Here is a 25,182-nt window from a genome sequence, read left to right as displayed (position 1 = left end):
CGCTGTGGTGCCGTTCTCACTATAAGCGTTGACTTTCCGGTCTGTTTTTCTTCCCGGAAGTCTGGGCACCGGTCCACCGCCCGGGGAGGCAGGGACCATGGCCAGCAGCCGGGCCTCTAGGGTCAGGGCATGCGGAAAAAGCGTCACACCTCTCGCCGGACGTGGGCGTGGGGGCTCGTAGCGGGAGCCGCCGTGGACCGGGTCGTTGCCGACCCCCAGCGCGGCCATCCGGTGGCGTTGTTCGGCACCGCCGCGGCACGCCTGGAGCGGCTGCTGTATGCGCCCAGCCGGGTGCGGGGCGCCCTGTTCGCTGCCGCGGCCCTCGCCCCCGTCGCCGCCCTTGGGGCATTCGCTGACACGCGTACCGGGCGCTGGCGTGCTCTCGCGGTCACTGCCGCGACGTGGACCGTAGTCGGCGGAGCCATGCTGGAACGGGAAGCTGCGGCCCTCGCCGACGCCCTGCACTCCGGGGACCTGGCCGAAGCGCGGCGCCGCCTACCTCACCTCTGCGGCCGGGACCCCCGGGGTCTCGACGAGCAGGCCCTCGCCCGCGCCACGATCGAATCCGTGGCTGAGAACACCTCGGACGCGGTGGTCGCCCCCCTGGTGTGGGGTGCCCTGCTCGGGTGCACCGGGCTGCTCACCTACCGTGCCGTCAACACCCTCGACGCGATGGTCGGCCACCGCTCTACCCGGTATGCGCGGTTCGGCTGGGCCGCAGCCCGCCTGGACGACATGGCCAACTGGGCGCCGTCCCGGCTCACCGCCCTGCTCGCGGTGGCCGCCGCCCCGCTCATCGGGGGTGATCCGCGTCGCGCGTGGCGGAGCTGGATCCGCGACGGACAGCGTCATCCCAGCCCGAACGCGGGCCAGTGCGAGGCCGCATTCGCCGGGGCGCTCGGGGTGCGCCTCGGCGGGCGCAACATCTACGACGGCAGGGTGGAAGAGCGGCCCCAGCTCGGTGACGGCCCGCCTCCCGCAGCAGCGGACATTCACCGCGCCATCCGCCTCAGCCGGGCTGTCACGGTGGGGGCTGTCCTGCTTACCGCGGCCGCTGCCTGGGGACTGGCCGTAGGAGACCGCCGCGGAAGGCGTTGAACCCGTCCCCGGTGCCGCACCGAGCTGAGGGTGCCGGCACCGGGACAACCGCTGCTTAGCAGGTCAGCGAGCGGACGTAGTGGAACTGCTGGTGGATCCGGACGACGTCGCTGCGGGACCGTACCGGCACCTGCGTGGTGAAGAACCGGTCTCCGAAGACCACGGTGATCTGGATCGTCCCTTCCACACGGGTCTCTTTCACCAGGAGCAGCAGCAGGCTGAGCGCGCAGATCACGAAGAAACCGAGCAACGCCACGACGATGGCCCAGGCGGGGGTGGACTCGCGCACCGTGGTCAGGTCGTTGATCGTCCACATGCTCCCCCGCAGGGGAAAGGTGCCGGCTGGCGTATACACCGTGCTCTGCGTGACCGTGATCTCACCTAAAACAGCGATCGGCGTCTCAGAAACCGCGGGGAGCGGGGCAAAGTATCCGCCGGTGGCAGATTTGTCCGGGGGCATCGGGTCAGGCACGCCGCCCTGATTCCAGGCGTCAGCGGGATCCTGACCGCCGTACGGTCCGGGATAGTGGTTCATAATCCGAGTTTCTCCCGGATTTCGTGTGTGAGGGCAGGGAGATCGGAAAAAGAAAACCTGACGAGAAGATCGCCCGTGTTCTCTGATGTCACGATTGGTTCGCTGTGGGAAACCGGCGGTGCAAAGGGGGGATTTGCGGGTAGTTTTACGAATGCGCGCCCTCGAAGGCGGGAGTGGATATGTCGGTGTGGGTTGTCTGGTTGGTTCTGGCTGTCGCGCTTGGCGTCGCCGAGCTGTTCACACTGACCCTTGCCCTGGGACTCATTGGTGCGGCGGCGCTCATCGCCGGGGTGGTGGGAGCGTTCGGGGTGGGCTTGACCGGGCAGGTCCTCGTGTTCGCGGTTGCGTCGGCCGCCGGTCTGCTCGTGGTCCGGCCCATTGCTCGCCGTCATATGACTCAGCCGCCGCCGCTCCGTTCCGGAACAGAGGCGCTGGTGGGGCGGAGTGCACTCGTGGTTGAGGAGATCACCGCGACCGGCGGCCGAATCAAACTCCAGGGCGAAGAGTGGTCGGCCCGGTGCCTCGACGAAACACTGCGTATCCCGGTCGGCGCCCACGTCGACGTCATGGAGATCGAGGGTGCTACCGCGGTGGTGTACCCGAGAGACGAGCTGCCGTGACCGCGGACCGTCGTTCCAGGGCCCGCCGTGTCTTTGTCAACGTCCTCGTTCCCTTAGCCGGGCAGCCGCTGCAGGAGGAGTGACAGCCGCCATGGCTCTACAAATCGTCCTCATCGCCCTCGCGATCCTTGTCGTCCTGGGCGTGATGTCCACCGTACGGATCGTCCCCCAGGCGCGCGCCTACAACGTGGAGCGCTTCGGCCGCTACCTGCGGACCCTGCAACCGGGCCTCAACTTCATCGTCCCCATCGTGGACCGAGTCAGCACCAAGTTCGACCTGCGGGAACAGGTGCTGTCGTCCCGCCCGCAGCCGGTGATCACCGAGGACAACCTCGTGGTCAACATCGACACCGTCCTCTACTACCAGATCACCGACCCGCGGGCCGCCGCCTACGAAGTCGCCAACTACCTGCAGGCCATCGACCAGCTCACCATCACCACCCTGCGTAACGTCATCGGCGGCATGGACTTGGAGCGGACGCTCACGTCCCGGGAGGAGATCAACTCGCGGCTGCGCGGGGTGCTGGACGAAGCCACCGGCAAGTGGGGTATCCGCGTCAACCGGGTCGAGATCAAAGCCATCGACCCGCCGCCCACCATCAAAGAGGCCATGGAAAAGCAGATGCGGGCCGAACGCGACAAGCGTGCCGCGATCCTGCACGCGGAAGGGGAACGCCAGTCCCGGATCCTCAAAGCCGAAGGTGCCCGCCAGCAGGCCATCTTGGAAGCGCAGGGTGAGCAGCAGGCCGCGATCCTCCGTGCCGACGGTGAAGCCAAAGCCATTGAACGGGTCTTCCAGGCGGTGCACGCCAACAACGCCGACGCCAAGCTGCTGGCGTACAAGTACCTGGAGACGCTGCCGACGCTCGCACAAGGCCAGGGCAACACGTTCTGGGTGATCCCCGGGGAGCTCACCCAGGCGATCCAGCACTTGAGCCAGGCGTTCGCCCCGAACCGCGAGGGCGCTTCCGCTGAGACAGCGCAGGAGGAGCCGGCTGCTGCAGCGGAGACACCTCCCGAGCTCACCCAGAGCGACGGCCCCAGCGCTGAAACGCTGCACGCCGCCGACGTGGCCGCTGACCAAGCGGCCAAAGCGGTCAAAGAAGCGAAGAATGAGGCCCAGGCCGCAGCTTCTCCCCATTTGCCGAGCCAGCGCGACACGCAGTCGTAGGGCGGGTCTCGCCCGGAATGTTTTCCAGGGCTGTTCCCGCCCCGGTACCGGGGCGGGAACAGCCGAGCACGGTGGTGCGCACAACGAAAAAGGACGGATCCGGGATGTCGCTCGCACATCAGATCCCGGCCATCCTTTTTTCGTTTTCCCGCACAGTCCACCCGATTCTCACTCCGCACGAGGAGCCATTCCTTTCCTCTCCCTGCCCGACCAGTAAATACGTTGAGAAATACGGTGGGAGGAGGGGTGGCTCAGGGATGCTGCGGGACTGGGAAATGGCGTCGGCGCGGCAGCCAGGCACACCATAAATCCGCTGCTGTTTCGGTGTTGCGAACACCGGGGTGCGCCCGTGCCGCCCCGCCGTAGAGTGCGGTGCGGGCGGCGCTAGTCGACGAGCAGCAGTTTGCCCATGGTTGCCCGGGAGGCCAGGTCGGTGTGGGCCCGCGACGCCTCCGCCAGCGGGTAACGTCCCCCGATCTGCACGGCAAGTTCCCCGGAAGCCACGAGGCCCAACACCGCGGAGGCGCGTTCGAGCAGCTCCTCCCGGGTGCGTGTGTAGTGGCCGAGCGACGGCCTCGTCAGATAGACCGAGCCGGCAGCGTTGAGCCGCTGCGGGTCGAACGGCGGCACCACCCCGCTGGACTGTCCGAACAGCACCAGCATGCCGCGAGGGCGGAGGCAGGCCAGGCTTACGTCGAAAGTGGCCGCGCCCACGCCGTCGTAGACGACCGGCACCCCTTCCCCGCCGGTGAGCCGCCGTACTTCGGTGGTGACATCCTGCTCGGTGTAGCGGATGACTTCGTCGGCCCCCACCGCGCGGGCTTGGCGCTCCTTGGCTTCGGTGGAGACGGTGCCGATGACTCGGGCCCCGCGCCGCTTGGCGAGCTGGACGATGAGCTGCCCGGTGCCGCCGGCGGCGGCATGCACCAGGACAGTGTCGCCCTGCTGGATCGGATAGGTCGAATGGGTGAGGTAGTGCGCGGTGAGCCCTTGGAGGAGGACCGCGGCAGCCTGGTCAAGGGTGACCTCGTCGGGGACGGGCACGAGGTCTTTGGCGGCGGCCACGGCACGCTCCGCATACGAGCCGCGCAGCGCGACGGACGCCACGCGGTCGCCCACGGACACTTCGGTGACGCCCTCCCCCACGGCACTCACCACACCCGCGCCCTCACTGCCCGGGATCCACGGAAGGGACACAGGGTAAATGCCGGTGCGCTGGTAGATCTCGATGAAGTTGACCCCACGGGCCGCGATGTCGACGACGGCTTCTCCAGGGCCGGGGACCGGATCGGCGGTCTCGGTGGGCCGCAGGACTTCCGGACCGCCGGTCTCCTCGACAACGATGGCGCGCATGCGTGGCCTCCTCGCATTCGCGGGCACCGTGCCCGCGCAACAGGACAGACGTTACTGTTACGACCTTTCCCGCTGCCCGCCGTCCAACTGGTACACGGCAAAGTCGTCGAAGACGACCACGATGTTGTCGCCTCCGCCGATTCCCCGGCCGGCCAGCATGCCGGCCTGGGGGGCGTCTTCGCCGTCATAGGGCAGCGGGTTGGTGTCGACCGCCTCCAGGACGTGCTCCCCGTTGAGCCACAGGTTGAGGGTGACCGTGTCGGCTTCGGGGTCCAGTTCGCAGGTGAAGTCGAACGTGTTGACCGGCGCTTCCTCGGCGTCCCTGCTGGGAGTGAGGAAACCGGAGACGGGTTTGGCGGTGACTTCCTCCAGGTGGGTGGAGCCTTGTTCGCCGCCGTGGCGGCGGATCTGGGCTGCGCTGCCGTCCACGCGCACCGTGGCGGAGTAGTAGGTGACGTTGTCTCCGTCGTCGTTGTAGAAGCAGTGCAGCCCGTAGGTTCCGTAGTCCGGTCCGGACACCACCTGGGTGGTGGCGCTGACGCGCACCTGCTCCGGAAGTCCGGCGGGGGGAGCGACCGAGACCGTGGAGGTCCGGGTGTCCCCGTCCGCGCTGAGCGCGTAGCCGCCCTGGTAGTAGCCCGACCAGGAGAAGGTGTTCTCAGGGTCGAAGTCGTAGCCAGCCCACCCGTCCTGGTGGGTGAAGTCGTCTGCGTAGACCTGCATGCCTTCGGGCACTTCAGGGGAGCGGAACAGCACCAGTCCGCCGATGACTGCCCCGGCGAGGAGGGCGACAGCGCTCCCACCGGCGATCGCTATCGCGGGAGAAAAGCGTGTGCCCCGCGTCTTCTGCTCGGTGCCGTTGCCGCCCGGCGGGGTGGGGGCAGCCCAGGGCGGAGTCTGCGGAGAATGCTCGGGGAAGGGGGGAGCGGCTGCGGGCTGCCCGGCGGGAGGAGTAGCCCCGGGGTGTCCGGCGGAGGGTGTAGCGCTGGGCTGTCCGCCGGGAGGAGTGGTGCCCGGCTGGGTGGGAGGGGCCGCTGCTGCCGCGCCCACCTGGGCGGGCACGGCAGCCGGGTTCGGTCCGGAGGGGACCGCTTCCGGCCGCGAGGTGGCAGGCGGGGTCCAAGAGCGCACGACGGTCTCGTGGACCGCGTCCAGGCTCATCTCCTCTTGTCCGACCAGCCGGCTGAGAAGCTGCTGGGCGGTGGGGCGGTTGTCGGGGAATTTGTCCAGCGCGCTTTCCACGAGTTCCCGCAGTGCCGGGTCGAGCCCGGACAGGTTGGGCTGCCCGGCGACGATCTGGTGGAGCACTGCCGGAACAGTGGGGGCGTCGAAGGGGGCCCGCCCGGTGCCCGCGTAGGCGACGAGGCACCCCCACGAGAAGATGTCGGACATGGGGGTGGGGGGTTCGCCCGCGATGAGCTCCGGCGCCAGGTAGGCGGGGGTGCCCATGAGCTGGCTGGAGCGGGTCACCGCGGTGTCGTCGTCCAAGGCGCGGGCGATACCGAAGTCGATCACCTTCGGCCCCACCGAGGACAACAGCACGTTGGCGGGTTTGAGGTCGCGGTGGATGACGCCCGCCCCGTGGATCGCGGTGAGCGCCGCGGCAACCCCCATGGCGAGGCTTTCCAAGGTCCCGCCGTACATCGGACCGTCGGCCTGGATCGCTTCAGCCAGGTTGGGTCCTGCCACGTACTCGGAGACGATGAACAGCGGATCGCCCTCCAACTGCGCGTCGAGTACGGCGGCGGTGGAGAACCGGGCGACCCGGCGTGCCGCTGCCACCTCACGCGCGAAGCGTTGGCGGAACGCGGGATCCTCGCTGAGGTCAGGACGGATCAGCTTGATCGCGACAAGACGTTCCGCAGTGTCTTTACCGAGGTAGACCGTTCCCATACCGCCACGGCCTAGACGACCCACGATGCGGTAGGCGCCCAATTCTGTCGGGTCGCCGGGGCGGAGGGGTTTGGCGCGCTCGTGCCCGTTTCGCGTCACGGTAGGGATTCCTTAGAGGGACAAGGGGGTGCGGTTCGCCTCCCAAAGCCTAGCGATCTCGCCTGGGACAAGGGCGGAGGTATCGCTGCCTGGACGGTCGCAGTCAACCACGAAACCGGGGCATAAGGCGACTCAGTGTGGCAGGGCAGCGTACGGGCACCTTCCCCATTTCCCCTACGCAGCGTGATCTTCTCCCCTATCATTAGAACGCTTGTTCGAACACAGGTGCGAGTTCGGGCACTGGCCGGTCGTGGACGCGCTCATACCGGGAAAGGTGGGGAGCGGTGATGGCAGGACGGGACTACGGGGTCCCCGTGCAGGTCTGGGATCACTACGGGCGGCCGACACGATTCGCATGGCAGGGGCGGATCCACGTAGTCCAGCAGATTCTCGACCACTGGGTGACGGTGCGCGAGGACTACAGCGGCAACGGCAAACGACCGGAGCGGGTCTTCTGGCGGGTCCGTGCCGGCGTTGGGGCGGGCCTCGGGTTGTACGAGCTGCGGTACGACTCCACGACTGAAGACTGGCTGCTGGCCCGGACCGGGTGAGCTGGAAACGCAGCCACGGCGGAGCGGGCGCGCGCCCAGGCGGGTGGGGCCGCGCGCCCGCCGCGTCCCGGGCACGGCGGGATGGGACTACCGAGCGGCAGAGTCCTGGACTGGCGCGGCGCCGCGGGGGTTACTCCGGTACCAGGTTCGCTGCCGCCATCACGACGACGCCCACCACGGCCAGGCTCAGGTTGGCGTACAGCTCATAGCCGGCGAGGAAGTCGAGGTGGGGCAGGATCACCCGGTTGAAGACGTTCAGCAGGAGTCCCATGATCGGCTGGACGTAGAGATGGTCGATGGCCCCGCTGATGCCCATGAGCATCAGCACGAATCCCACTGTCTGCATCATTGACCGCATGCCGGTGACGCTAGACAGGCCACTCGGTCACGCGGATCGGTCAAGAGCACACGTTGGATTGACGGAAGTCGCCGTGTGGCCTCGCGGGCAGCGACGAAAGTAGCGACTGCGGTGACTTCGGTATGGTCTCGGGCCGCGCACCGGAAGACCCCGGCGCAGGGACCGTAGGCTCTTCTCAAGATGACTGCAGCCAAGCGTCCCCGCCGCCTCCGCGACTGGCTCGTGGACTTCGCACTGTTCGCCCTGGCCGTCGTCTGGGGCATCGTACTGTCCGGGCTGCGGATCAGCGCAGCCGAGGTCCCTAGCGTCGTCCCCGCATGGCTGTTCACCCTGGATCAAGCGGTCGGCGCATTGGGCTGCGGGGCGCTGTGGTTCCGCCGCCGCTGGCCCACCGAGGTAGCGGTGGCGCTCGTGCTGCTGTCGAGCTTCTCGGAGATGGTGTCCGGGGCGATGTTGGTCGGGCTGTTCACGGTCGCCGTGCACCGGCCGCCGCGCACTTCGCTGACGGTTTTTGCGCTCAGCCTGCTCGCTGCCGTCGCCTATGCGCTGCTGCGTCCCGAACCCGGCGCTCCCGGCCTGCTGCTGTTCTTCATCGGCGCGGCCTGTCAAGGCACCGCCACCGGCTGGGGACTGTTCGTGCACCACCGCCGCCGGCTCCTCGTGTCGTTGCGGGAACGCGCAGAGGCGGAGGCGCGACGCGCAGCCCGGGAGGAGATCGCCCGCGAAATCCACGACGTTCTCGGACATCGGCTGTCCCTGCTGAGCGTGCACGCCGGAGCGTTGGCGTACCGTCCCGACGCGCCCCCTCAAGACATCGCCCGCGCTGCCCGCGTGATCCGGGAAAGCGCCCACCAGGCGCTGCAGGACCTCCGCCAGGTGGTGGGTGTGCTGCGCGCCCCGGTCGGAGAACTGCCGCAGCCGGTGTTCGCCGACCTTCGCTCGCTCGTGGCTGAGGCCGAGCAGAGCGGGATGCGGATTCGCCTGGTCCAGGAGGTGGCCGGGGAGGTTCCCGACGCGTTGGGCCGGACCGTCTACCGGATCGTGCAGGAAGCGGTGACCAACGTCCGCAAGCACGCCCCAGGTGCGGCGGTGACCGTGGCGGTCAACGGGGCGGCAGGCACCGGGCTGGATGTGGCGGTGACCAATACCGCGCCGACAGCCCCCGCCAAAGCGGGCCAGGCTCCTGGCCCAGGGTACGGGCTGCTGGGCCTGGCGGAACGGGTGCGGGTCGCCGACGGGGAGCTGGAGTACGGGCCGCTTGCCGACGGCGGGTGGCGGCTTACGGCTCGACTACCCTGGCCGTCGTGACCCAGCCTGCCGATCCGCCGATCACTGTGCTGCTCGTCGACGATGATCCGCTCGTGCGCGCCGGCTTGACCATAATGCTGGGTGGGGCACCGGACCTGCGGGTGGTGGGGGACGCGGGCGACGGCGCCCAAGCGCTCGCCCTCGTCGACGAGCACCACCCGGACGTGGTGCTCATGGACATCCGCATGCCGGGCATGGACGGGCTGACCGCGACCGAGCGGCTGCGTGCCCGGCGCAACGCCCCCGAAGTGATCGTGCTCACCACGTTCGACGCCGATCAGCACGTCCTGCGTGCGCTGCGTGCCGGGGCCGCCGGCTTCCTGGTGAAGGACACTCCGCCCGAAGAGATCGTGGCGGCGGTGCGGCAGGTGGCCCGCGGCAACCCGGTCCTGTCCCCGACCGTCCTGCGCAGGCTCATCGCGCGGGTCGCCGACCCTGAGGCAGACCTGCGGCGGAGCCGTGCCCGGCAGCGGCTCGCCCACCTCAACGACCGGGAGCGCGAGGTGGCGGTAGCGGTGGGCCGCGGCCTGTCCAACGCGCAGATCAGCGCGGCCCTGCATCTGAGCGTGCCGACGGTGAAAACGCACGTCTCCGCCATTCTGGCCAAGTTCGGTTTCACCAACCGGGTCCAGATCGCCCTGCTGGTGCATGACGCGGGCCTTCTCGACGACGCGACGCCCTGAACTGGTCAGTACCCTTCCCACGCGGTGCGGTGGTAGTCGATGATGCGCGGGTTCAGCAGGGTCGACGGCTGGGATTCGCCCTGCGCCCCAGGCCGCCGGTCTTTGGGGAAGACTTGGGCGGCGTGCAGGACTGCCGCGTCGAGGAAGTCGGTGTCGGGCAGGTCGTCGGGGAGGGTGAGTGCGGGGGCACGGTCGGTCGCGGCGAGGAAGAACCCCCAGTCGCCGAAGCTGGGCACGTCCACGTGGTAGGGGGTGGTGTGCAGTCCGGCTTCCTCCATGCTCTGTCCGACACTCCAGTAGGCGCGGGAGGCGAAGTACGGAGACCCGGCTTGGACGACGACCCGCGCTTCTTCCGCCATAGCCTGCCGGACCAGTCCGTAGAACTCCACCGAATACAGTTTGGCGGTGTTGACGTCGTCGGGGTCGGGGAGGTCCACGACGATCGCGTCGAACTGCTCGGTGGTGGTCCGCAGCCAGGTGAACGCGTCGTCGTGGACGACGGTGACGCGTTCGTCGGCGAACGCATCCCGGTTGAGCGCGGTGATGCGGGGGTGGGTGCGAGCCAGGTCAACTACGGCCGGGTCGAGGTCGACGAGGACAACGCGTGCCACGTCCGCGTATTCGAGGATTTCGCGCAGGGCCAAGCCGTCCCCGCCGCCGAGGACGAGCACGGTGCGGCGCGGCCCGTTCATCACCGGGTGGACGAGCGACTCGTGGTAGCGGTACTCGTCCAGGGAGGAGAACTGGAGGTCGCCGTTGAGGAACAGCCGAAGGTCGGTGCGGGCGAGGTTCTCCGTGAGGACGATCTCCTGGTAGTCGGAGCGTTCCGCGTAGACCACTGGGTCTCGGTAGAGGGCTTGGCGGGCGTCCACTTCGAACCGCTCGGACAGGGCGAGTGCGCTCCCGGACACCGCCATGACCAGGGCGAGCCCGGCGGCGAGTCCGATCCTGCCGCCGCGGGTGAGGGAGTGCCGGAACAGCCAGAGCACGATCGCTATTCCGGTGACCGCGTTGAGGATGCCGACCAGGAGCACGCCTTCCAGCAGTCCGAAGACGGGCAGGAGCAGGAAGGGGAAAGCAAGGCCGCCGATGAGGCCGCCCACGTAGTCGGCGGCGAACAGGTCAGCGACCGCACTGGCGGCCTCTTGACGGCGTATGCGCTGGATGAGGGTCATCAGCAGCGGGATTTCCGCGCCGATGAGGACACCGATGAGGAAGGACAGGCTGACGAGGGCGGGCTGGTAGAGCGAGAACCAGGCGAACGCCGCATAAAGGATCAGGACGGATAGGCCGCCAAGCAGGGACAGCAGGCCTTCCACCACGGCGAACCAGAACGCGGGCCGGTGGGTGAGCTGTTTGGAGGCCAGGGATCCGACGCCCATGGCGAAGACCATGACCGCCAGGACCACGGACGCCTGGGTGATGGTGTCGCCGAGCAGGTAGCTGCCGAGGGCGACGAGAGCGAGCTCGTAGACGAGGCCGCACGCGGCGCAGACGAAGACCGCGAACAGCACGACGAACCGGGCGATCCGCGGGGGCAGGGGCAGGCGTTCCTTCTGCTCGGCTGGTTGCGCCGGTGTGGTGTCGACCATCAGTAGATGGCGGTGGCCACGACCGCTGCGACCGCGAGGTGGGCGGAGGCGTTGACCCAGGCGGCAGGGTGCAGTTCGTTCTCCGCGACGATCGAGCCGAGCTTGCCGGGGGTGAGCAGGTCGATGAGGAGGAAGGACAGTGCCATGAGGAGGAGGCCGACCAGTCCGTAGACAACGGTGGTGACCAGCCCGGCAGCGAGGTCGTTGGCGCTCGCGGCGATGGCGGTGGACACGACGATGGCCACGCCGAGGGTGTTGGACGCAACGATGAGCGTCGCGTTGCGGTTGCGGTTCGTCCAGATCAGTTCGTGGAGCTTGCCAGGGGTGAGTAGGTCGACGATCAGGTAGCCGAGAGCCATGAGCGCGATACCGACTACGCCGTAGGCCAGGCAGGCGACGACGTCGATGAGCAGTGGGTGCATGGGGGTTTCTCCTTCGGTTGAGGGGTGGGAGCGGGTAACACTATTTGCCCCAGCCCGGGCCGCCGCCCCGGGTGGAGCTGCCGCTGCGGTTGGAGCTGCTGTCGCTGCTGTCGACACCGACGTGCCAAGAGAAGCGGTTCCTCTTGCTGCATCCGACGTAGACGTACTCCCCGTTCTTCAGGTCGTAGGCACCGCCGTTGGGGTTGTATATGTAGCGGATTTCGCGGCGGTAGTCGCCAGTGCCGTCGGGCCGGTAGACATAGTCGCTGCCTCGCCGGTCGTAGTCGCCTCGGCCAGGGCTGTAGGTGTACACGATGTCGCGGTCGTAGTCGCCGCAGCGGGACCAGGAGCTGCTGCAGGAGGCGACGAAGACGACGATGAGCGCCAGCAGGCCCAGTCCGATGAGGACTTTCTTCTTGGCGGGGGCGGAGTTGTCGGGGTCAACGGCCATGACCGGGGTCCTCTCTTCCGGAGAGCGGAGGGTGGAGGTGGGTGGTGGACACGGTGGTCACCAGTTCTCCGGTCTGCGGGTAGGCGTGCCAGGTGTACCAGTGCAGGACCGGCCCCGCCCCGGCTACGAGCAGCGCGGTGATCGCGAGGGGGTTTCCGGGGAAGACGGCGAGGAGCGCCCCGGGGTGTTCGGCGAGCCGGTCGCGGACCGTGGTGGTGCGGGCGGTGAACTCGGCGCGGTCGAGGCGGTGCACGGAACTGGTGAAGTGGTAGCGCGCCGTTCCCGGCACGCGGAGGGCTGCCTCGGCGGGCAGTCCGCCGCCGACATCCGGCAGGCAGGCGACGGTCTCCACGAACCGGGTGGGCCCGTGGTCCACCACCACCTGGTGGGAGGCGCCCAGCACGCAGAGGCGGACACGGGCACCGGCCAGGGCCACGGTCCGGCTGACGAGCGGTTCGACGGGACCGTGGGTCACACTCCACGCCAGGTCGGCGGCGCGGGTGTCACTGAACGGGACATCGACGGCGATTCTCATCTCGGTTGCGGCTCAGTTGCCGCCGGGGTAGACGGTGACGGTCGCGGGGGTGAGCTCGGTGCCGACGCTGGCTTCCCACGAACCGTGGTCGAACCGCTCGAATGCGAGGCGTTCTCCGCTGGGTGCCTGGTAGTCGGCGTAGTCCATTCCTCCGCTGGCGCGCAGCCCGGTGGTGCCTTCCGACCGGTAGGAGGCGGTGCCGCGTTCCACCAGCCGGTAGGTGACGCCGTCGACGGTGAGCGTGGCAGGGCCGGGAACGACGTCCAGGTCGGGGCGGCTCGTCCACAGCACCATCCGCACATCGGGGTCTTCTTCTACGGAGAGCCAGCGCCGCTGTCCGGTGCCGCCTTCGTCTACGAAGTGCTCGGCCCATTGCCAGCCGCCTTCCGACAGCCGCAGGGTGCCGCGTACCCACACCCGTTCGATCCCGATGTCGAGCATGTCCCCGACTTTGATGGCGCGCGGGTCGCCTTGCGGGCCCGAGTCGGCGAAGGGGTCGCGCAGCGGGGCGGGGGCGGGCGGCGGTGCAGCGGTTTTCCGGCTGCGGACGAACAGGTAGATGAGTGCGGCCGCTGCCGCGATGAGGACCGCCAACAGGATCACTGTGCGCACGCCGGTGTCTCCTACTTCTCAACTGTGCTGATGGTGACATGTCGGGATGGCGAGCGTCCATCCCGGTCCGCCAGAGGGCTGCCGGGAGTCAGACGGACAATCGGATCCCCTCCGCCGATGTAGTTATTGATTCGTTATCTATTTTTCGAGTGGGGTTCCCCATATGTTCCCCTGCGGACGTTGATGACCGCAGGCCAGCACGCTTTTCGAACAGGGGAAGCCGGGTGGTGTCCGCTTCCGGCCGGGGCGGCGGGTTAGTTCCGGGCAGTACAGAGCAGAAGTGAAGGGGACAGTGGAGGCCCTATCGAGGGGGAGGCTGCCATGCCCCAGCACGGCGATACAGCGAGAGTCGATGTCGAAGCGCTACGCGACCTCTTGGACGGCCGTTGGGCTGCGGTGCGGCGCCGCGCCCGCGACATACTCCGCGGCCCGGAGTTCACCCCCCGCTACGGGCTGAGCGTGGCGGAGCACCGCGCCCGAGTCACCGAGCAGTTGCACGCCTTGGCGCGTACCGACCTGGCCCGCTACGGCTTCGACCCGCGGTACGGGGGCCGCGGAGAGGTGGGCGCCTCCGTGGCAGCGTTCGAAATGCTCGTCTGCGATCTGTCGCTGATGGTGAAGATGGGTGTGCAGTGGGGGCTGTTCGGCGGCGCGATCCAGGCGCTGGGCACCGAATACCACCACGCCACCTACCTGCCGGGGGTGATGTCGCTGGAGATCCCCGGCTGTTTTGCCATGACGGAAACCGGTCACGGCTCTGACGTGCAGCGGCTCCGCACCACCGCCACCTTCGACCCGAACACAGACGAATTCGTCGTCCATACCCCCGACGAAGCGGCCCGCAAAGACTACATCGGCAACGCCGCCCGCGACGGCCGGCTCGCCGTCGTGTTCGCGCAGTTGATCACTGGCGGGCAGCGGCACGGGGTGCACGCCCTGCTGGTCCCCATCCGCGACGCCGACGGCACCGTACTGCCCGGGATCCGCATCGAAGACTGCGGGCCTAAGGCAGGGCTCAACGGAGTGGACAACGGCCGTATCTGGTTCACCCAAGTCCGGGTGCCGCGCACCGCGCTGCTCAACCGGTACGGGGATGTGGCCGCCGACGGCACCTATTCCAGTCCGATCGAGAACCCGAACCGGCGGTTCTTCACTATGCTCGGCACGCTCGTCCGCGGCCGGATCAGCGTGGCCGGGGGTGCTGGCATGGCGGCGAAGACCGCGCTGGCGATCGCGATCCGCTACGGGCAGGTGCGCCGCCAGTTCCTCCGCCCCGGCAGCGACAGCGAGGTGGCGCTGCTGGACTACCTCGCCTACCAGCGCCGTCTGCTGCCGGCTCTGGCCCGCACCTACGCGCTGCACTTCGCCCAAGAGGAGATGGTGTCCCGGTTGCACGACGGTTTCACCGACGGGCCCCTGGACGAGCGAGCGCAACGGGAATTGGAGGCGCACGCTGCCGGGTTGAAGGCGGTCGCCACCTGGCACGCCGTCGACACCATCCAGACCTGCCGGGAAGCGTGCGGCGGGGCAGGCTATCTGGCGGAGAACCGGCTTCCCCAACTGCGCGCGGACACGGACGTGTTCACCACCTTCGAAGGCGACAACACGGTGCTGCTGCAGCTGGTGGGGAAAAGCCTGCTCACCAACTACCGCCAGGAGTTCGGCAACCTTGACCCGCTGGGCATGGCCAAGTTCGCGGCCGGGCAGTTCCTCGGCACCGTGATCGAGCGCACGGCTGCCCGCTCACTGCTGGACCGCCTGGTCCAGGCTGCCCCGGGGCGCGGAGACGAGGACGACCTGCGGAACCGGGAATGGCAGCGTGCCCTGCTGGCAGACCGGGAGAACCACGTGCTGGAAGGGCTGGCGCGCCGGCTCCGCGCCGCCCCCGCCGATGCCGACCCGTTCGACGTGGTCAACAACGTGCAAGACCATGTGCTGCTCGCAGCCCGCGCCCACGTGGACCGGCTGGTGTTCGAAGCGTTCGCTTCCGGTGTCGCCCGGATTGAAGACGAAGGCACGCGGGCGGTCGTGGAGCGCCTGTGCGACCTGGCTGCGCTCTCCCTGGTGGAGCAGGAGCGCGCCTGGTTTCTGGAGCACGGGCGGCTCACCCCGGCCCGGGCCAAGGCGGTCACCGCGACGGTGAACGCGCTGTGCCAGGAGCTGCGCCCTCACGCCCGCGACCTGGTGGACGCGTTCGGGTTGAACGACGAATGGTTGGCCGCGCCGATCGCGCTGGGCGCGGAAACCGCCCGCCAAGATCAGCAGGCGCGGGCCCGGGTGCCGGTGGGCGCGGAGACGTGAAATGCTGCAATCAGCAGTCCTGCGGCGGTCGCACCACGGTACGGTGCACGACCTCGTCGATGACGGTGAGGGTCTGCGTGGAGTTGACGCCGGGAAGCGACTGCAGTCGGGTGAGGATGAGGTCGCGGAGCTGATCGGTGTTGGCCAGCCGCACCAGCAGCACGATGTCCGCCGACCCCGCGACGTACCAGCAGTATTCGACTTCGGGGTAGGAGGAGATGATCTCGCGGTTGGCCCGCCAATCGGGTTGGCTTCCCGAGATCAGGATGAGCGCGGTGATGCCGAGCCCCATCCGGGCGTGGTCCACGACCGCGGAGTAGCCGCGGATCACTCCCTCGTCGGTGAGCCGCTTGATGCGGTTGTAGGCGGTGGCCCGGGAGATGTTGACCATTTCGGCGAGCTCACTCACGCCGATCCGCGCATCCTGCGCGAGCGCGTCGATGATCGCCTGATCGATCTTGTCGGGCGCCCTGGCCGGCCGCCGCGCATCACTGCCCACTGGTCAACCCTCGTCTTTCCGATCCGATCCGCACGAAGAGATAGCAAGACGGGGGAGTTCCGTCTACGGGATTTCTCATGAATTGAGACTGAAAAACCGTTCTACCAGCGAATTTCCTCAAAAGTGGGGAAGTCCACACACGAGACCGCTTGGCTGTGGACGGTGTTCCACCCAGTCGCGAGGAGGTCCCATGCCTGTTCCCACCGCGGTCCGCACCCGTTTGAAAGGTTTTCTTCCGGTCGACGCAGAGATCCGCTACGTCTTCCCTGCCACGTGGAACGATTCAGCGACCTGCTACGTGGTGGTCACGGACACTTCGGTGGTGGTGGTCGCGAACCGCAGATTCCGCAAGAAACGTCCCCGCGAAGTGTGGCGGGTCTTTCCGCGGAACACGCGTATCGGACCGGTGGATACGCACTTGGTCCCCACGTTCGAGCTGGGCGGCCGCGAGTTCACCGTGGATGACGAGTACGTTCCGGTCATCAACGCCGCCGACGCGGAGCTCTCCCCGGACGTGCTTCCCCCGGACCCGCTGTGGGGGTGGGGAGAGCAGCCGTGACCTGGCCAGCTGAGGCACGGCAGCGGGCCTAGGATTGCCGCATCCCCGCAGCGGATCGGGGTCTCGACGGGGCAGGTGAGCGAGCTGCTCCGCGGTCCGTGGGCTGACGTCGGCCCCGGGTGCTGCGGGCTGGAGGGACCGTGCAGGCAGGGGCGGGGACCCCTCCTGTTCTGGGCCCCGCCGGTCTCGTCCTGTTCCCCGTCACCGGTCCGGGAGTTCCCGGTCAGATTTTCTTCACCACATCCGCCAGCAGGACACCGGCCTCTGTCGCGGCGGCCCGCCCAGTGCGGAGCACGTCCTCGGGCAGGATCGGGCCTCTGCCCAGGCCCGCGGCGAGATTGGTGACCAGGGAGAGGGCGAGCACGCGGGCGCCGAGTTCCCGGGCAGCGATCGTTTCCAACACCGTGGACATCCCCACCAGGTCCGCGCCGAGCGTGCGGAGCATGCGGGCCTCGGCGGGGGTTTCGAACTGCGGCCCAGGCAGGGCCGCGTAGACGGCTTCCGGGAGCGACGGGTCAACTTCGCGGGCCACGGCGCGCAGCTCAGGGCTGTACGCGTCGGTGAGGTCCACGAACCGCGGACCGACGACGGGAGACCGTCCCGTCAAGTTGATGTGGTCGGCAACCAGCGCCAACTGGCCTACTTCCAGGTTCGGGTCGAGGGATCCGGCAGCGTTGGTGAGCACGACCGTGTCCGCACCCGCCGCCACCGCGGTGCGCACGCTATGCACCACCGTGTCCGCGTCGTGCCCCTCGTACAAGTGGGGGCGGCCCAGGAACACCAGCATGTCCCCCCGGTGCCCGGACACGCTCCGCACCAGCCCTTGGTGTCCCAGCGCGTAAGGCTCCACAAACCCGGGAAGCTGGGTGACGTCGATTTCCACACCGGAAGCACCCAACGCGTCGGCTGCCGCGTTCCACCCCGAACCGAGGATCACCGCGGTGGTGTAGCGGTCGACCCCGGTACGGGAACGCAGCCGGTCTGCTGCGGCTCGGGCGCGGGCATGTGCCTGAACGCTCACCTGCTCTTCCTCCTCCCACGCACGAGAAACGGCGGAAAATAACCACCCTACTCGGAGCGTCTCGCGTCATCTTCCTTCCAGCGCAAAATCAGGGCGTGTCTCTGCGCTGACCTTGACCTACGCTGGGAGCGCAGAGAAGAGGAGGCGCCCCATGGCCGAATTCCGGCTGTCCAGTGACGACGATGTCGACCTGCGCAAATTGGCCACGGCCTTGGTGGAGTCGCAGGGGTGGCCCCGCGACCGGGTGAAGATCTGGGACCGGCGCGACGGCGAGGTTGTGGTCACCGTCGACGACGCGCTCCTCCGCCCGCCGCGCCCGAATCCGTGGAACTCCCCCGTGTACACGCCCCGGGAGATCCACCGGGCCTGTGAACTGCTGCGGCGGAACGACCCGTCGCTGGCCGGGGTGGACTTCACGGTCTTCCGCAAGGAAGCCACCCGGTTCTTCGCCGCCGGATGGTCCGTGGCGGACCTCCAGTACGCGCTCACTACCCGCCCCGACGGGATGCCGTGGCCGCGCGGCGAGGGCTACCAGGGCACCGAATGGTTGGAACACCGGCTGCGGCGCTGGAAGACCCCCAACGGCAGTATCCGGCCGTCGATCTCCCAGGAGAAGGCGCAACTGCGGGTGGTGAGCCGTGCCGGGCTTCCCCCCGACCTCGGGCTCCCCCACGATGAGCCCCGCCCGGCGACAGCGGCGCGGCCCGAGGTGGCACGCACCTCGATCGACGACGCCCGGCGGCTGGTGCGGGCGCACACCCGCACCACCGGGGATTCGCTGGTGCACCGTGACCGCACGCAGGCGCGCATGTCGCGCAGCAGTCGGCGAGGTTGACACCCGCCCTGCTTTTTTGCCGGGGTTTCACCAGTTCCAGACGTTGTCGCAACCAGTGGCGGAGGGCCTGGAGCCGGACCGCAGCCTAGGGTGTGAAGTACCGGTTCCGGTTGGTGGGAGGCGGAGTAGATGGTGTGCCTCTGCCTCCCACCACTGCCCGTACGGCCTCAACCGGACCTGGTGTCGTCGACGCCTGTCGACTGGATGTGTCGGACCGTACAAGGCTGACGGACCGTCCATCTCGTGCTATCTCCCGGCCTGGCGCTGGCCCATGCCCGCCCCGGTCTCAAGCGTCACCGCAGAGGCCGGGGCCGGGTTTGGCCGCGCCTCTTCCCGGGCGTTTCCGCATGCGGCACGCCAGTCCTGGCCCTGTCACGTGTTCTGCTGCCGCCCAGTTCTTCCGGGGGTTCTCTGGTCTGGAGCGCGTCTGTGCCGGTGCGGCCGCTACTCCGCGGGAGGCGACGGCGGGGGCGAGGACAGGCGTGATCCGCCGTGGGGCGGCGAGGCAGGAGACCGGCCGGCCACCTGCTCGGCGGTCCAGCCGAGGAAACGCTCGAGGGGGCCGCGGCCCAGGAAAGTCTTCCACGCGGTGGCGAAGAACAGTGCTCCGGCTACGAACATCTCCCACAGCCACGGCGGCGCTTCACCGGTGACGTCCCCCAGCGCGGCCAGCACCACGATGTGCCCCACGTAGCAGGTGAGGGCCATCGAACCGGCAGCGGCCAGCGGGTAGACCCCCCAGCGCAGCACGTCGGCGGCGAAGAGGCAGCCCACGAGGATGAGGAGCGCGGTTCCGACTGCCCCGGCGATTTCGAACGTGGTGCCGCTGTGGGGGGAGGACACCAGCAGCCAGGCCGGGGTGTCCACGGGAACCGTGCCGTGCCGGGAAGCGATCTCTTCTGCCGCCAGGTCGCGGAGCATGGCCCACCCTTCAGGGGAGACCGTGGTCTCCGCGGTGCCGTAGAACAGGGGGAGGAAAGTCGCGGCGATCCGGTCGATTCCGCCGAGCGGGTAGACGAGCAGCCATGACACGCCGTATCCGGCCAGGACCAGGACTGCGCCCAGGCCGGCCAGGACGCCGCGCACCGCTGGTGCATTCAGGTCGAGGCGGCCCACCGCCATACCGGCGACCACGAACGCCATGAACGTGAACGCCGGATAGTAGCCGTTGAGGAAGAAGTCGCCGAGGCCGGTGATCGAGGCCGGCGGGGACCCGGGGTCGCCCAGCACGGTGCGGAGCAGGAACGACAGTTGCGGCCCGAGGAGGGCGATCCCCGTGGCGATGGCGGCCAGCGGGGCCGGGCCCAGCCGCAGCAGCGGCACCGCGAGCAGAAAGTAGCCGGCGTAGTAGACCAGGATGACCGCGACCGAGGTGGCGAGTGCGTCCAGGAACACTCCGAGCAGGAGGAGCAGGACGGCGCGCACCAGGACTTTGAGGGTCACCCTGCGGAGCGGCTCCCCTTCCAGCGGGGTTTGCCGTCCCGACACGAGGGCGAGGGACACCCCGGCCAGGAACGCGAACAGGGCAGAGGAGCGGCCGCGCATCAGTTCGTGGAGGGTGTCGGCGGCGGAACCGTCCAGCAGGCCGATGGAGGTCACGCCCAAGTGGACAGCGAACATGCCGAACACGGCGAGCACCCGGGCAATGTCGACGCCGACCAGTCGTCCCGGCTCCGGCCACGCCGGACGGCGCAGGTGTGGTGTGGGCTGTGGATGCGGCACGTGGACCAGGGTAGGGGGTCGCGTGTTGATTCCCGATGAAGAAAGACCGGATTCGTCCCCGGTCCCGTGCCGCATCCCCGCGGACTGCGGTGCCGCCGGTTACGCGTCGCGGGACTGGTGGACGAAGTAGTCCAACGCCTCCGGGTTGGCGAGCGAGTCGCGGCTGACGACGCGTTCCGGTGGTTCTCCCATGAGGATGCGTTTGACGGGAACCTCGAGCACTTTGCCGGACAGGGTGCGCGGCACAGCCGGAATAGCCTGGATCCCGTCGGGCACGTGCCGCGGCGAGCAGTCTTCGCGGATGCCCTGTTTGATCCGCCGCACCAGGTCGTCGTCGAGCACGGTGTTCTCGCGCAGTACCACGAACAGTTCGATCCGGGAGCTTCCGTCGGACTGTGGCACGTCGACGACGAGGGCGTCGATGACTTCTTCCAGGGCCAGCACGGAGCGGTAGATCTCGCTGGTGCCCATCCGTACCCCGCCGCGGTTGATGGTGGAGTCGGAGCGCCCGTAGATGATCGCGGTGCCGCGGTCGGTGATCTCGATCCAGTCGCCGTGCCGCCACACCCCCGGGTACATGGAGAAGTAGCTGTCGCGGAGCCGGCTGCCGTCCTTGTCCCCCCAGAAGTAGAGGGGCATGGACGGGGCGGGACGGGTCACCACGAGCTCCCCGACTTCGCCTACGAGTTCGTTGCCTGCGCTGTCCCAGGAGGCCACTGCCATGCCGAGGGAGCGGGCCTGGATCTCTCCCTGGTAGACGGGCAGGGTGGGCACCCCGCCGACGAGGCAGCTGCAGATGTCCGTGCCGCCGCTGGTGGAGAACAGCCACAGGTCGGAGCCGAACTCCTGGTAGCACCACGCGAACTCGTCCGGGGACAGCGGGGAGCCGGTAGAGCCGATGGCGTGCAGCGCGGACAGGTTCCGCCCGCCGGTGGGGTGGATGCCCGCTTTCCGGCAGTTCGCCAGGTAGCCGGCGCTGGTGCCGAAGATGGTGATCCCGGCGCGTTCCGCCAGATCCCAGAGCACTCCCAGGTCGGGGTAGGCAGGGCTGCCGTCGTACAGCACGATGGACGCGTCCGTGAGCAGCACGCTGACCAGGAAGTTCCACATCATCCAGCCGGTGGTGGTGAACCAGAACACCCGGTCGTCGGCGTGGGCGTCCAGGTGCAGGTGCAGGTTCTTCAACTGCTCCAGCAGGATGCCGCCGTGGCCGTGCACGATGGCCTTGGGCAGGCCTGTGGTCCCCGACGAGTACAGCACCCATAGCGGATGGTCGAACGGCAGCGGGGTGAACTCCAGTTCCGCGCCTTCGCCCGCGGCTTCGAACTCCGCCCAGGACAGGGTGTCGGCGACAGGGCCGCAGCCCAGGTACGGCAGGACGACGGTGTGCTGCAGGCTGGGCATGCCGTCGCGCAGGGCTTTGAGCACGTCACGGCGGTCGAAGTCCTTACCGCCGTAGCGGTAGCCGTCCACGGCCAGCAGCACTTTCGGTTCGATCTGCGCGAACCGGTCGAGGACGCTGCGCACCCCGAAGTCGGGGGAACAGGACGACCAGGTCGCACCGATCGCGGCGCAGGCGAGGAATGCGGCCGTCGCCTCGGCGATGTTCGGCAGGTAGGCCACGACCCGGTCGCCGGGGCCCACCCCGAGGCTGCGGAGGGCCGCAGCGATCGCGGCGGTGCGGGTCCGCAGTTCTCCCCAGGTCCACTCGGTCAACGGCCGGAGTTCGGACGCGTGCCGGATCGCCACGGCTGATGGGTCACGGTCGCGGAAGATGTGCTCGGCGTAGTTGAGGGTGGCGCCGGGGAACCAGACGGCGCCGGGCATGGCGTCGGAGGCGAGCACTGTGGTGTACGGGGTGGCGGCGCGCACCCGGTAGTACTCCCAGATCGCGGACCAGAATCCTTCGAGGTCGGTTACCGACCAGCGCCACAGTGCCTCGTAGTCCGGTGCGTCCACACCGCGGTGCTCCCGCACCCAGCGGGTGAACGCGGTGAGGTTGGCGCGTTCTTTGCGCTCCTCGTCGGGACTCCACAGGATCGGCGGCTGCGGCTTGAGTGTCATGAAACGCGACCCCTTCGTGGACGGTGCGGATGCGGTGAGCGTCGGGTGCCTCCCCTAACGCTCCCCGGTGACGGAGTGTTGTGCACCACATCTAGCACGCGGGACGCGGAAACCGTATGGAGAAAACACCTACAACCCCGGCCGGACGGTGGGTTTCGGCCACACTTAGGGGTCGGGTGCCTGCTTGCCGGGCAGGGCAGTCCCGGGGTGCTGTGGTGCGGGCGGGAGGGCTGTCGCTTCGAGGTGTGCCGGCGGGACACTCCGGGCCTCAGCCGTACCCGCAACGGGGACAGTTCTCCTCCCTTCCGGGCTGGATGGTCCCTTCCCCCGAAATGCGGCGAGATCTCCCAGTCAGCCCGGAAAACACCCGCTGTGCCCAGGTACTCTTTGCTTCGAACAGACAGGCCGGACGGTCCACGGGGGAGGTTTGTGGGCAGCGGACCACGTGCGGCGACCAGACGACGGTTGTTCCTCGGTATCCCCGCTCTTGTACTTGTGACAGCGCTCACGCTGGTCTTGGCTGTCCCGACGGGGCGCGAGACGCTGTGGCGCATGTGGTGTGAGGCCACCCAGGACTGGTGCCTGGGGGTGCCGGTCGACTCCCGCGGACAGCCTGCGGAGGACGGCGAGTTTCTGCTGCTTTCTCCGGTCCAGGCAGCGACCTGGGGGAACTATTACGCGCTCGGGGATTCGTACTCTTCGGGGGACGGGGCCCGCGACTACTATCCCGGCACCGCGGTGAAGGGCGGTTGCTGGCGGTCCGCTAACGCCTATCCGGAGCTGGTCGCCGAAGCCTACGACTTCGCCGGACACTTGTCGTTCCTGGCCTGCAGCGGCCAGCGCGGCTACGCCATGCTTGACGCTATCGACGAGGTCGGCTCGCAGCTGGACTGGAACTCCCCTCACACGTCGCTGGTGACGATCGGGATCGGCGGCAACGATCTGGGGTTCTCCACGGTTTTGAAGACCTGCATGGTGCGGGTGCCGCTGCTGGACAGCAAGGCGTGCACGGACCAGGAGGACGCTATCCGCAAGCGGATGGCGAAATTCGAGACGACGTTTGAAGAGCTCATCAGCGAAGTGCGCACCCGCGCGCCGGACGCCCGGATCCTTGTCGTGGGCTACCCCCGGATTTTTCCGGAGGAACCGACCGGCGCCTACTACACGCTGACCGCGAGCAACCAGCGGTGGCTCAACGAAACCATTCAGGAGTTCAACCAGCAGCTCGCCGAGGCTGTCGCGGTCCACGACGAGGAGATTGCCGCGTCGGGCGGGGTGGGCAGCGTGGAGTTCGTGGACGTCTACCACGCGTTGGACGGCCACGAGATCGGCTCGGACGAGCCGTGGGTGAACGGGGTGCAGTTGCGGGACCTCGCCACCGGGGTGACTGTGGACCGCAGTACCTTCCACCCCAACGCCGCTGGGCACCGGGCGGTCGGTGAGCGGGTCATCGAGCAGATCGAAACCGGCCCGGGCCGTCCGCTCTATGCCACTTTCGCGGTGGTGGCGGGGGCGACCGTGGACACTCTCGCGGGCGAGGTGGGGTGACCCGGCTTACCGTCCGGCCCGCAGGTCTGCGAGCACTGCGGCGATCTGGTCCACTGCCCAGTGCAGTTCGTCTTCGGTGATGACCAGCGGCGGGGAGAGCCGGATCGTTGAGCCGTGCGTGTCTTTGACGAGCACACCCCGCTGCAGGAGCCGTTCGCACAGTTCTCTTCCGGTGGCCAGAGTCGGGTCGACGTCGATCCCAGCCCACAGGCCGATGCTGCGGGCCGCGACCACGCCGTTGCCGACCAGTTGGTCGAGGCGGGCGCGCAGCACGGGGGCGAGGGCGCGGACATGGTCCAGGTAAGGGCCGTCGCGGACGAGGCCCACCACGGCAGTGCCGACCGCGCAGGCGAGGGCGTTGCCGCCGAAGGTGCTGCCGTGCTGGCCGGGGCGGATCACGTCGAAGACTTCCGCGTCGCCTACCGCCGCCGCCACGGGCAGGATGCCGCCGCCCAGCGCTTTGCCGAACAGGTAGATATCGGCGTCGACTCCGCTGTGGTCGCAGGCCCGCACGGTGCCGGTGCGTCCCAGCCCGGACTGCACTTCGTCTGCAATCAGCAGGATGCCGGCACGGGTGCACAGGTCCCGGACGCGTGGCAGGTAGTCGGCAGGCGGCACGATCACCCCGGCTTCGCCCTGCACCGGTTCGACGAGGACTGCGACGGTGTCGGCGTCGATAGCGTCGGCGAGTGCCGCGGCGTCCCCGTAGGGCACGATGCGGAATCCTGGAGTGGGTGGTCCGAAGCCGCGGTAGGCGGCAGGGTCGGTGGAGAAGGACACGATCGTGGTGGTGCGTCCGTGGAAGTTTCCGCTGGCCACGACGATGACGGCGCGCCCGTCGGGGACGCCTTTGACCTCGTATCCCCATTTGCGGGCGATCTTGATCCCGGTTTCGACCGCTTCAGCTCCCGTGTTGACCGGAAGCACCTGTTCTTTGCCGACGAGATCGGCGAGCGCGGCGACGAACGGTGCGAACCGGTCGTGGTGGAAGGCGCGGCTGGTGAGGGTGATCCGGTCGAGCTGAGCGCGGGCGGCGGCGAGGAGTTCAGGGTTGCGGTGTCCGAAGTTGACCGCTGAGTATCCGGCGAGGCAGTCCAGATAGCGACGGCCCGCCACGTCGGTCACCCAGGCTCCTTCGCCGTGCGCGATCACCACGGGCAGCGGGTGGTAGTTGTGCGCGGATCGCCGTTCCGCCACGGCGATGTGCTGTTCGGCGGACCAGGATGCGGGGACGCTGTCTGCTCCCGATGGACGTGGGCTCATCGGACCGCTCCGATCTCCGGGGATCGTTGTCTGTTCGGGATACCCGCGTCGTTGAACGGTGATACATCCGTGATCAGGATCGTGGGGAC

General features: G+C 68.5%; 24 protein-coding genes. 10 read left to right on the top strand and 14 right to left on the bottom strand.

The features are described 5' to 3' along the window. The first annotated feature begins 129 nt into the window (after positions 1 to 129). Positions 130 to 1,098, top strand: coding sequence for a cobalamin biosynthesis protein (locus tag TF1_RS09760; protein ID WP_011292647.1), 969 nt, complete (start codon positions 130 to 132; stop codon positions 1,096 to 1,098). A 55-nt stretch (positions 1,099 to 1,153) separates the two neighbouring features. On the opposite strand, the gene TF1_RS09755 is transcribed toward TF1_RS09760, so the two are convergent. Further along, positions 1,154 to 1,633 carry a hypothetical protein gene (locus TF1_RS09755; RefSeq protein ID WP_061783829.1) on the bottom strand — a complete coding sequence of 160 codons (480 nt, stop codon included), beginning with the start codon at positions 1,631 to 1,633 and terminating at the stop codon, positions 1,154 to 1,156. A 179-nt stretch (positions 1,634 to 1,812) separates the two neighbouring features. Between TF1_RS09755 and TF1_RS09750 the strand changes: the two genes are divergently transcribed. Together TF1_RS09750 and TF1_RS09745 are read left to right on the top strand one after the other, a co-directional pair. Beyond that, the gene (locus TF1_RS09750; RefSeq protein WP_011292649.1) at positions 1,813 to 2,253 is read left to right on the top strand and encodes an NfeD family protein; all 441 of its coding nucleotides are present in this window, start codon (positions 1,813 to 1,815) and stop codon (positions 2,251 to 2,253) included. Positions 2,254 to 2,344: 91 nt separating this feature from the next. Further along, positions 2,345 to 3,424 carry an SPFH domain-containing protein gene (locus tag TF1_RS09745; protein ID WP_011292650.1) on the top strand — a complete coding sequence of 360 codons (1,080 nt, stop codon included), beginning with the start codon at positions 2,345 to 2,347 and terminating at the stop codon, positions 3,422 to 3,424. Between the two features lie 384 nt (positions 3,425 to 3,808). On the opposite strand, the gene TF1_RS09740 is transcribed toward TF1_RS09745, so the two are convergent. Together TF1_RS09740 and TF1_RS09735 are read right to left on the bottom strand one after the other, a co-directional pair. Continuing rightward, positions 3,809 to 4,777, bottom strand: coding sequence for a quinone oxidoreductase family protein (locus TF1_RS09740; protein ID WP_011292651.1), 969 nt, complete (start codon positions 4,775 to 4,777; stop codon positions 3,809 to 3,811). Positions 4,778 to 4,834: 57 nt separating this feature from the next. After that, complete coding sequence (locus tag TF1_RS09735) at positions 4,835 to 6,769, bottom strand: serine/threonine-protein kinase (protein ID WP_011292652.1); 1,935 nt, start codon at positions 6,767 to 6,769, stop codon at positions 4,835 to 4,837. Between the two features lie 287 nt (positions 6,770 to 7,056). Between TF1_RS09735 and TF1_RS09730 the strand changes: the two genes are divergently transcribed. Further along, complete coding sequence (locus TF1_RS09730) at positions 7,057 to 7,320, top strand: DUF6504 family protein (RefSeq protein ID WP_011292653.1); 264 nt, start codon at positions 7,057 to 7,059, stop codon at positions 7,318 to 7,320. A 130-nt stretch (positions 7,321 to 7,450) separates the two neighbouring features. Here TF1_RS09730 and TF1_RS09725 read toward each other — a convergent pair whose 3' ends face one another. Continuing rightward, positions 7,451 to 7,669, bottom strand: coding sequence for a hypothetical protein (locus tag TF1_RS09725; RefSeq protein ID WP_016189034.1), 219 nt, complete (start codon positions 7,667 to 7,669; stop codon positions 7,451 to 7,453). A 189-nt stretch (positions 7,670 to 7,858) separates the two neighbouring features. Here TF1_RS09725 and TF1_RS09720 point away from each other — a divergent pair, with 189 nt between their 5' ends. Both TF1_RS09720 and TF1_RS09715 read left to right on the top strand, forming a co-directional pair. Further along, the gene (locus tag TF1_RS09720) at positions 7,859 to 8,986 is read left to right on the top strand and encodes a sensor histidine kinase (protein ID WP_016189035.1); all 1,128 of its coding nucleotides are present in this window, start codon (positions 7,859 to 7,861) and stop codon (positions 8,984 to 8,986) included. Then, complete coding sequence (locus TF1_RS09715) at positions 8,983 to 9,669, top strand: response regulator (protein WP_104612624.1); 687 nt, start codon at positions 8,983 to 8,985, stop codon at positions 9,667 to 9,669. Before TF1_RS09720 ends, TF1_RS09715 begins: the two co-directional genes overlap by 4 nt. 5 nt (positions 9,670 to 9,674) lie before the next feature. Here TF1_RS09715 and TF1_RS09710 read toward each other — a convergent pair whose 3' ends face one another. Genes TF1_RS09710 through TF1_RS09690 form a run of 5 tightly spaced genes read right to left on the bottom strand, consistent with a single transcriptional unit; the run spans position 9,675 to position 13,281 of the window. Next, entirely contained in the window at positions 9,675 to 11,261 is a 1,587-nt protein-coding gene (locus TF1_RS09710) for a polyamine aminopropyltransferase (protein ID WP_011292657.1), read from the bottom strand. Next, positions 11,261 to 11,683, bottom strand: a complete 423-nt coding sequence (locus TF1_RS09705; protein WP_011292658.1) for a DUF350 domain-containing protein — start codon at positions 11,681 to 11,683, stop codon at positions 11,261 to 11,263. Before TF1_RS09705 ends, TF1_RS09710 begins: the two co-directional genes overlap by 1 nt. 40 nt (positions 11,684 to 11,723) lie before the next feature. Beyond that, entirely contained in the window at positions 11,724 to 12,134 is a 411-nt protein-coding gene (locus TF1_RS09700) for a hypothetical protein (RefSeq protein WP_011292659.1), read from the bottom strand. Next, the gene (locus tag TF1_RS09695; protein WP_011292660.1) at positions 12,124 to 12,669 is read right to left on the bottom strand and encodes a DUF2617 family protein; all 546 of its coding nucleotides are present in this window, start codon (positions 12,667 to 12,669) and stop codon (positions 12,124 to 12,126) included. The genes TF1_RS09700 and TF1_RS09695 overlap by 11 nt, the downstream gene beginning before the upstream one ends. Before the next feature lie 12 nt (positions 12,670 to 12,681). Continuing rightward, positions 12,682 to 13,281 (bottom strand): DUF4178 domain-containing protein, encoded by a 600-nt coding sequence (locus TF1_RS09690; RefSeq protein ID WP_011292661.1) that lies wholly within the window; start codon positions 13,279 to 13,281, stop codon positions 12,682 to 12,684. Between the two features lie 321 nt (positions 13,282 to 13,602). Between TF1_RS09690 and TF1_RS09685 the strand changes: the two genes are divergently transcribed. Next, positions 13,603 to 15,582 (top strand): acyl-CoA dehydrogenase family protein, encoded by a 1,980-nt coding sequence (locus TF1_RS09685; RefSeq protein WP_011292662.1) that lies wholly within the window; start codon positions 13,603 to 13,605, stop codon positions 15,580 to 15,582. Between the two features lie 10 nt (positions 15,583 to 15,592). Here the strand turns inward: TF1_RS09685 and TF1_RS09680 are convergent, their stop codons facing one another. Next, positions 15,593 to 16,081 carry an Lrp/AsnC family transcriptional regulator gene (locus TF1_RS09680; protein ID WP_011292663.1) on the bottom strand — a complete coding sequence of 163 codons (489 nt, stop codon included), beginning with the start codon at positions 16,079 to 16,081 and terminating at the stop codon, positions 15,593 to 15,595. A gap of 190 nt (positions 16,082 to 16,271) precedes the next feature. On the opposite strand from TF1_RS09680, the gene TF1_RS09675 reads away from it, so the two are divergent. After that, positions 16,272 to 16,640 carry a hypothetical protein gene (locus TF1_RS09675; protein WP_011292664.1) on the top strand — a complete coding sequence of 123 codons (369 nt, stop codon included), beginning with the start codon at positions 16,272 to 16,274 and terminating at the stop codon, positions 16,638 to 16,640. A 223-nt stretch (positions 16,641 to 16,863) separates the two neighbouring features. Here the strand turns inward: TF1_RS09675 and TF1_RS09670 are convergent, their stop codons facing one another. Beyond that, positions 16,864 to 17,661, bottom strand: coding sequence for a purine-nucleoside phosphorylase (locus TF1_RS09670; protein ID WP_011292665.1), 798 nt, complete (start codon positions 17,659 to 17,661; stop codon positions 16,864 to 16,866). 151 nt (positions 17,662 to 17,812) lie between these two features. On the opposite strand from TF1_RS09670, the gene TF1_RS09665 reads away from it, so the two are divergent. After that, positions 17,813 to 18,496 carry a hypothetical protein gene (locus TF1_RS09665; RefSeq protein ID WP_011292666.1) on the top strand — a complete coding sequence of 228 codons (684 nt, stop codon included), beginning with the start codon at positions 17,813 to 17,815 and terminating at the stop codon, positions 18,494 to 18,496. A gap of 444 nt (positions 18,497 to 18,940) precedes the next feature. Here TF1_RS09665 and TF1_RS09660 read toward each other — a convergent pair whose 3' ends face one another. Then, positions 18,941 to 20,293, bottom strand: a complete 1,353-nt coding sequence (locus TF1_RS09660; RefSeq protein ID WP_061783828.1) for a heparan-alpha-glucosaminide N-acetyltransferase domain-containing protein — start codon at positions 20,291 to 20,293, stop codon at positions 18,941 to 18,943. A 24-nt stretch (positions 20,294 to 20,317) separates the two neighbouring features. Continuing rightward, positions 20,318 to 22,282, bottom strand: a complete 1,965-nt coding sequence (locus TF1_RS09655) for an acetoacetate--CoA ligase (protein ID WP_011292668.1) — start codon at positions 22,280 to 22,282, stop codon at positions 20,318 to 20,320. Positions 22,283 to 22,777: 495 nt separating this feature from the next. Here TF1_RS09655 and TF1_RS09650 point away from each other — a divergent pair, with 495 nt between their 5' ends. Next, positions 22,778 to 23,830, top strand: a complete 1,053-nt coding sequence (locus tag TF1_RS09650; protein WP_152436259.1) for an SGNH/GDSL hydrolase family protein — start codon at positions 22,778 to 22,780, stop codon at positions 23,828 to 23,830. A 6-nt stretch (positions 23,831 to 23,836) separates the two neighbouring features. On the opposite strand, the gene rocD is transcribed toward TF1_RS09650, so the two are convergent. Next, complete coding sequence (gene rocD, locus TF1_RS09645) at positions 23,837 to 25,093, bottom strand: ornithine--oxo-acid transaminase (RefSeq protein WP_016189040.1); 1,257 nt, start codon at positions 25,091 to 25,093, stop codon at positions 23,837 to 23,839. Positions 25,094 to 25,182: the final 89 nt, after the last annotated feature.

The sequence above is a fragment of the Thermobifida fusca NBRC 14071 = JCM 3263 genome, assembly GCF_001592045.1.
GTDB classification, from domain to species: domain Bacteria; phylum Actinomycetota; class Actinomycetes; order Streptosporangiales; family Streptosporangiaceae; genus Thermobifida; species Thermobifida fusca.
This window is presented reverse-complemented; position numbering and strand designations above follow the sequence as displayed.

Excerpts from the sequence above, each read along its gene's own strand:
- TF1_RS09755 (WP_061783829.1), bottom strand. The coding sequence starts at position 1,633 with ATGAACCACTATCCCGGACCGTACGGCGGTCAGGATCCCGCTGACGCC.
- TF1_RS09750 (WP_011292649.1), top strand. The coding sequence starts at position 1,813 with ATGTCGGTGTGGGTTGTCTGGTTGGTTCTGGCTGTCGCGCTTGGCGTC.
- TF1_RS09745 (WP_011292650.1), top strand. The coding sequence starts at position 2,345 with ATGGCTCTACAAATCGTCCTCATCGCCCTCGCGATCCTTGTCGTCCTG.
- TF1_RS09665 (WP_011292666.1), top strand. The coding sequence starts at position 17,813 with ATGGCCGAATTCCGGCTGTCCAGTGACGACGATGTCGACCTGCGCAAA.
- TF1_RS09695 (WP_011292660.1), bottom strand. The coding sequence starts at position 12,669 with ATGAGAATCGCCGTCGATGTCCCGTTCAGTGACACCCGCGCCGCCGAC.
- TF1_RS09740 (WP_011292651.1), bottom strand. The coding sequence starts at position 4,777 with ATGCGCGCCATCGTTGTCGAGGAGACCGGCGGTCCGGAAGTCCTGCGG.
- TF1_RS09660 (WP_061783828.1), bottom strand. The coding sequence starts at position 20,293 with ATGCGGCACGGGACCGGGGACGAATCCGGTCTTTCTTCATCGGGAATC.
- TF1_RS09700 (WP_011292659.1), bottom strand. The coding sequence starts at position 12,134 with ATGGCCGTTGACCCCGACAACTCCGCCCCCGCCAAGAAGAAAGTCCTC.
- rocD (WP_016189040.1), bottom strand. The coding sequence starts at position 25,093 with ATGAGCCCACGTCCATCGGGAGCAGACAGCGTCCCCGCATCCTGGTCC.
- TF1_RS09705 (WP_011292658.1), bottom strand. The coding sequence starts at position 11,683 with ATGCACCCACTGCTCATCGACGTCGTCGCCTGCCTGGCCTACGGCGTA.
- TF1_RS09655 (WP_011292668.1), bottom strand. The coding sequence starts at position 22,282 with ATGACACTCAAGCCGCAGCCGCCGATCCTGTGGAGTCCCGACGAGGAG.
- TF1_RS09675 (WP_011292664.1), top strand. The coding sequence starts at position 16,272 with ATGCCTGTTCCCACCGCGGTCCGCACCCGTTTGAAAGGTTTTCTTCCG.
- TF1_RS09710 (WP_011292657.1), bottom strand. The coding sequence starts at position 11,261 with ATGGTCGACACCACACCGGCGCAACCAGCCGAGCAGAAGGAACGCCTG.
- TF1_RS09730 (WP_011292653.1), top strand. The coding sequence starts at position 7,057 with ATGGCAGGACGGGACTACGGGGTCCCCGTGCAGGTCTGGGATCACTAC.
- TF1_RS09685 (WP_011292662.1), top strand. The coding sequence starts at position 13,603 with ATGCCCCAGCACGGCGATACAGCGAGAGTCGATGTCGAAGCGCTACGC.
- TF1_RS09720 (WP_016189035.1), top strand. The coding sequence starts at position 7,859 with ATGACTGCAGCCAAGCGTCCCCGCCGCCTCCGCGACTGGCTCGTGGAC.
- TF1_RS09725 (WP_016189034.1), bottom strand. The coding sequence starts at position 7,669 with ATGATGCAGACAGTGGGATTCGTGCTGATGCTCATGGGCATCAGCGGG.
- TF1_RS09760 (WP_011292647.1), top strand. The coding sequence starts at position 130 with ATGCGGAAAAAGCGTCACACCTCTCGCCGGACGTGGGCGTGGGGGCTC.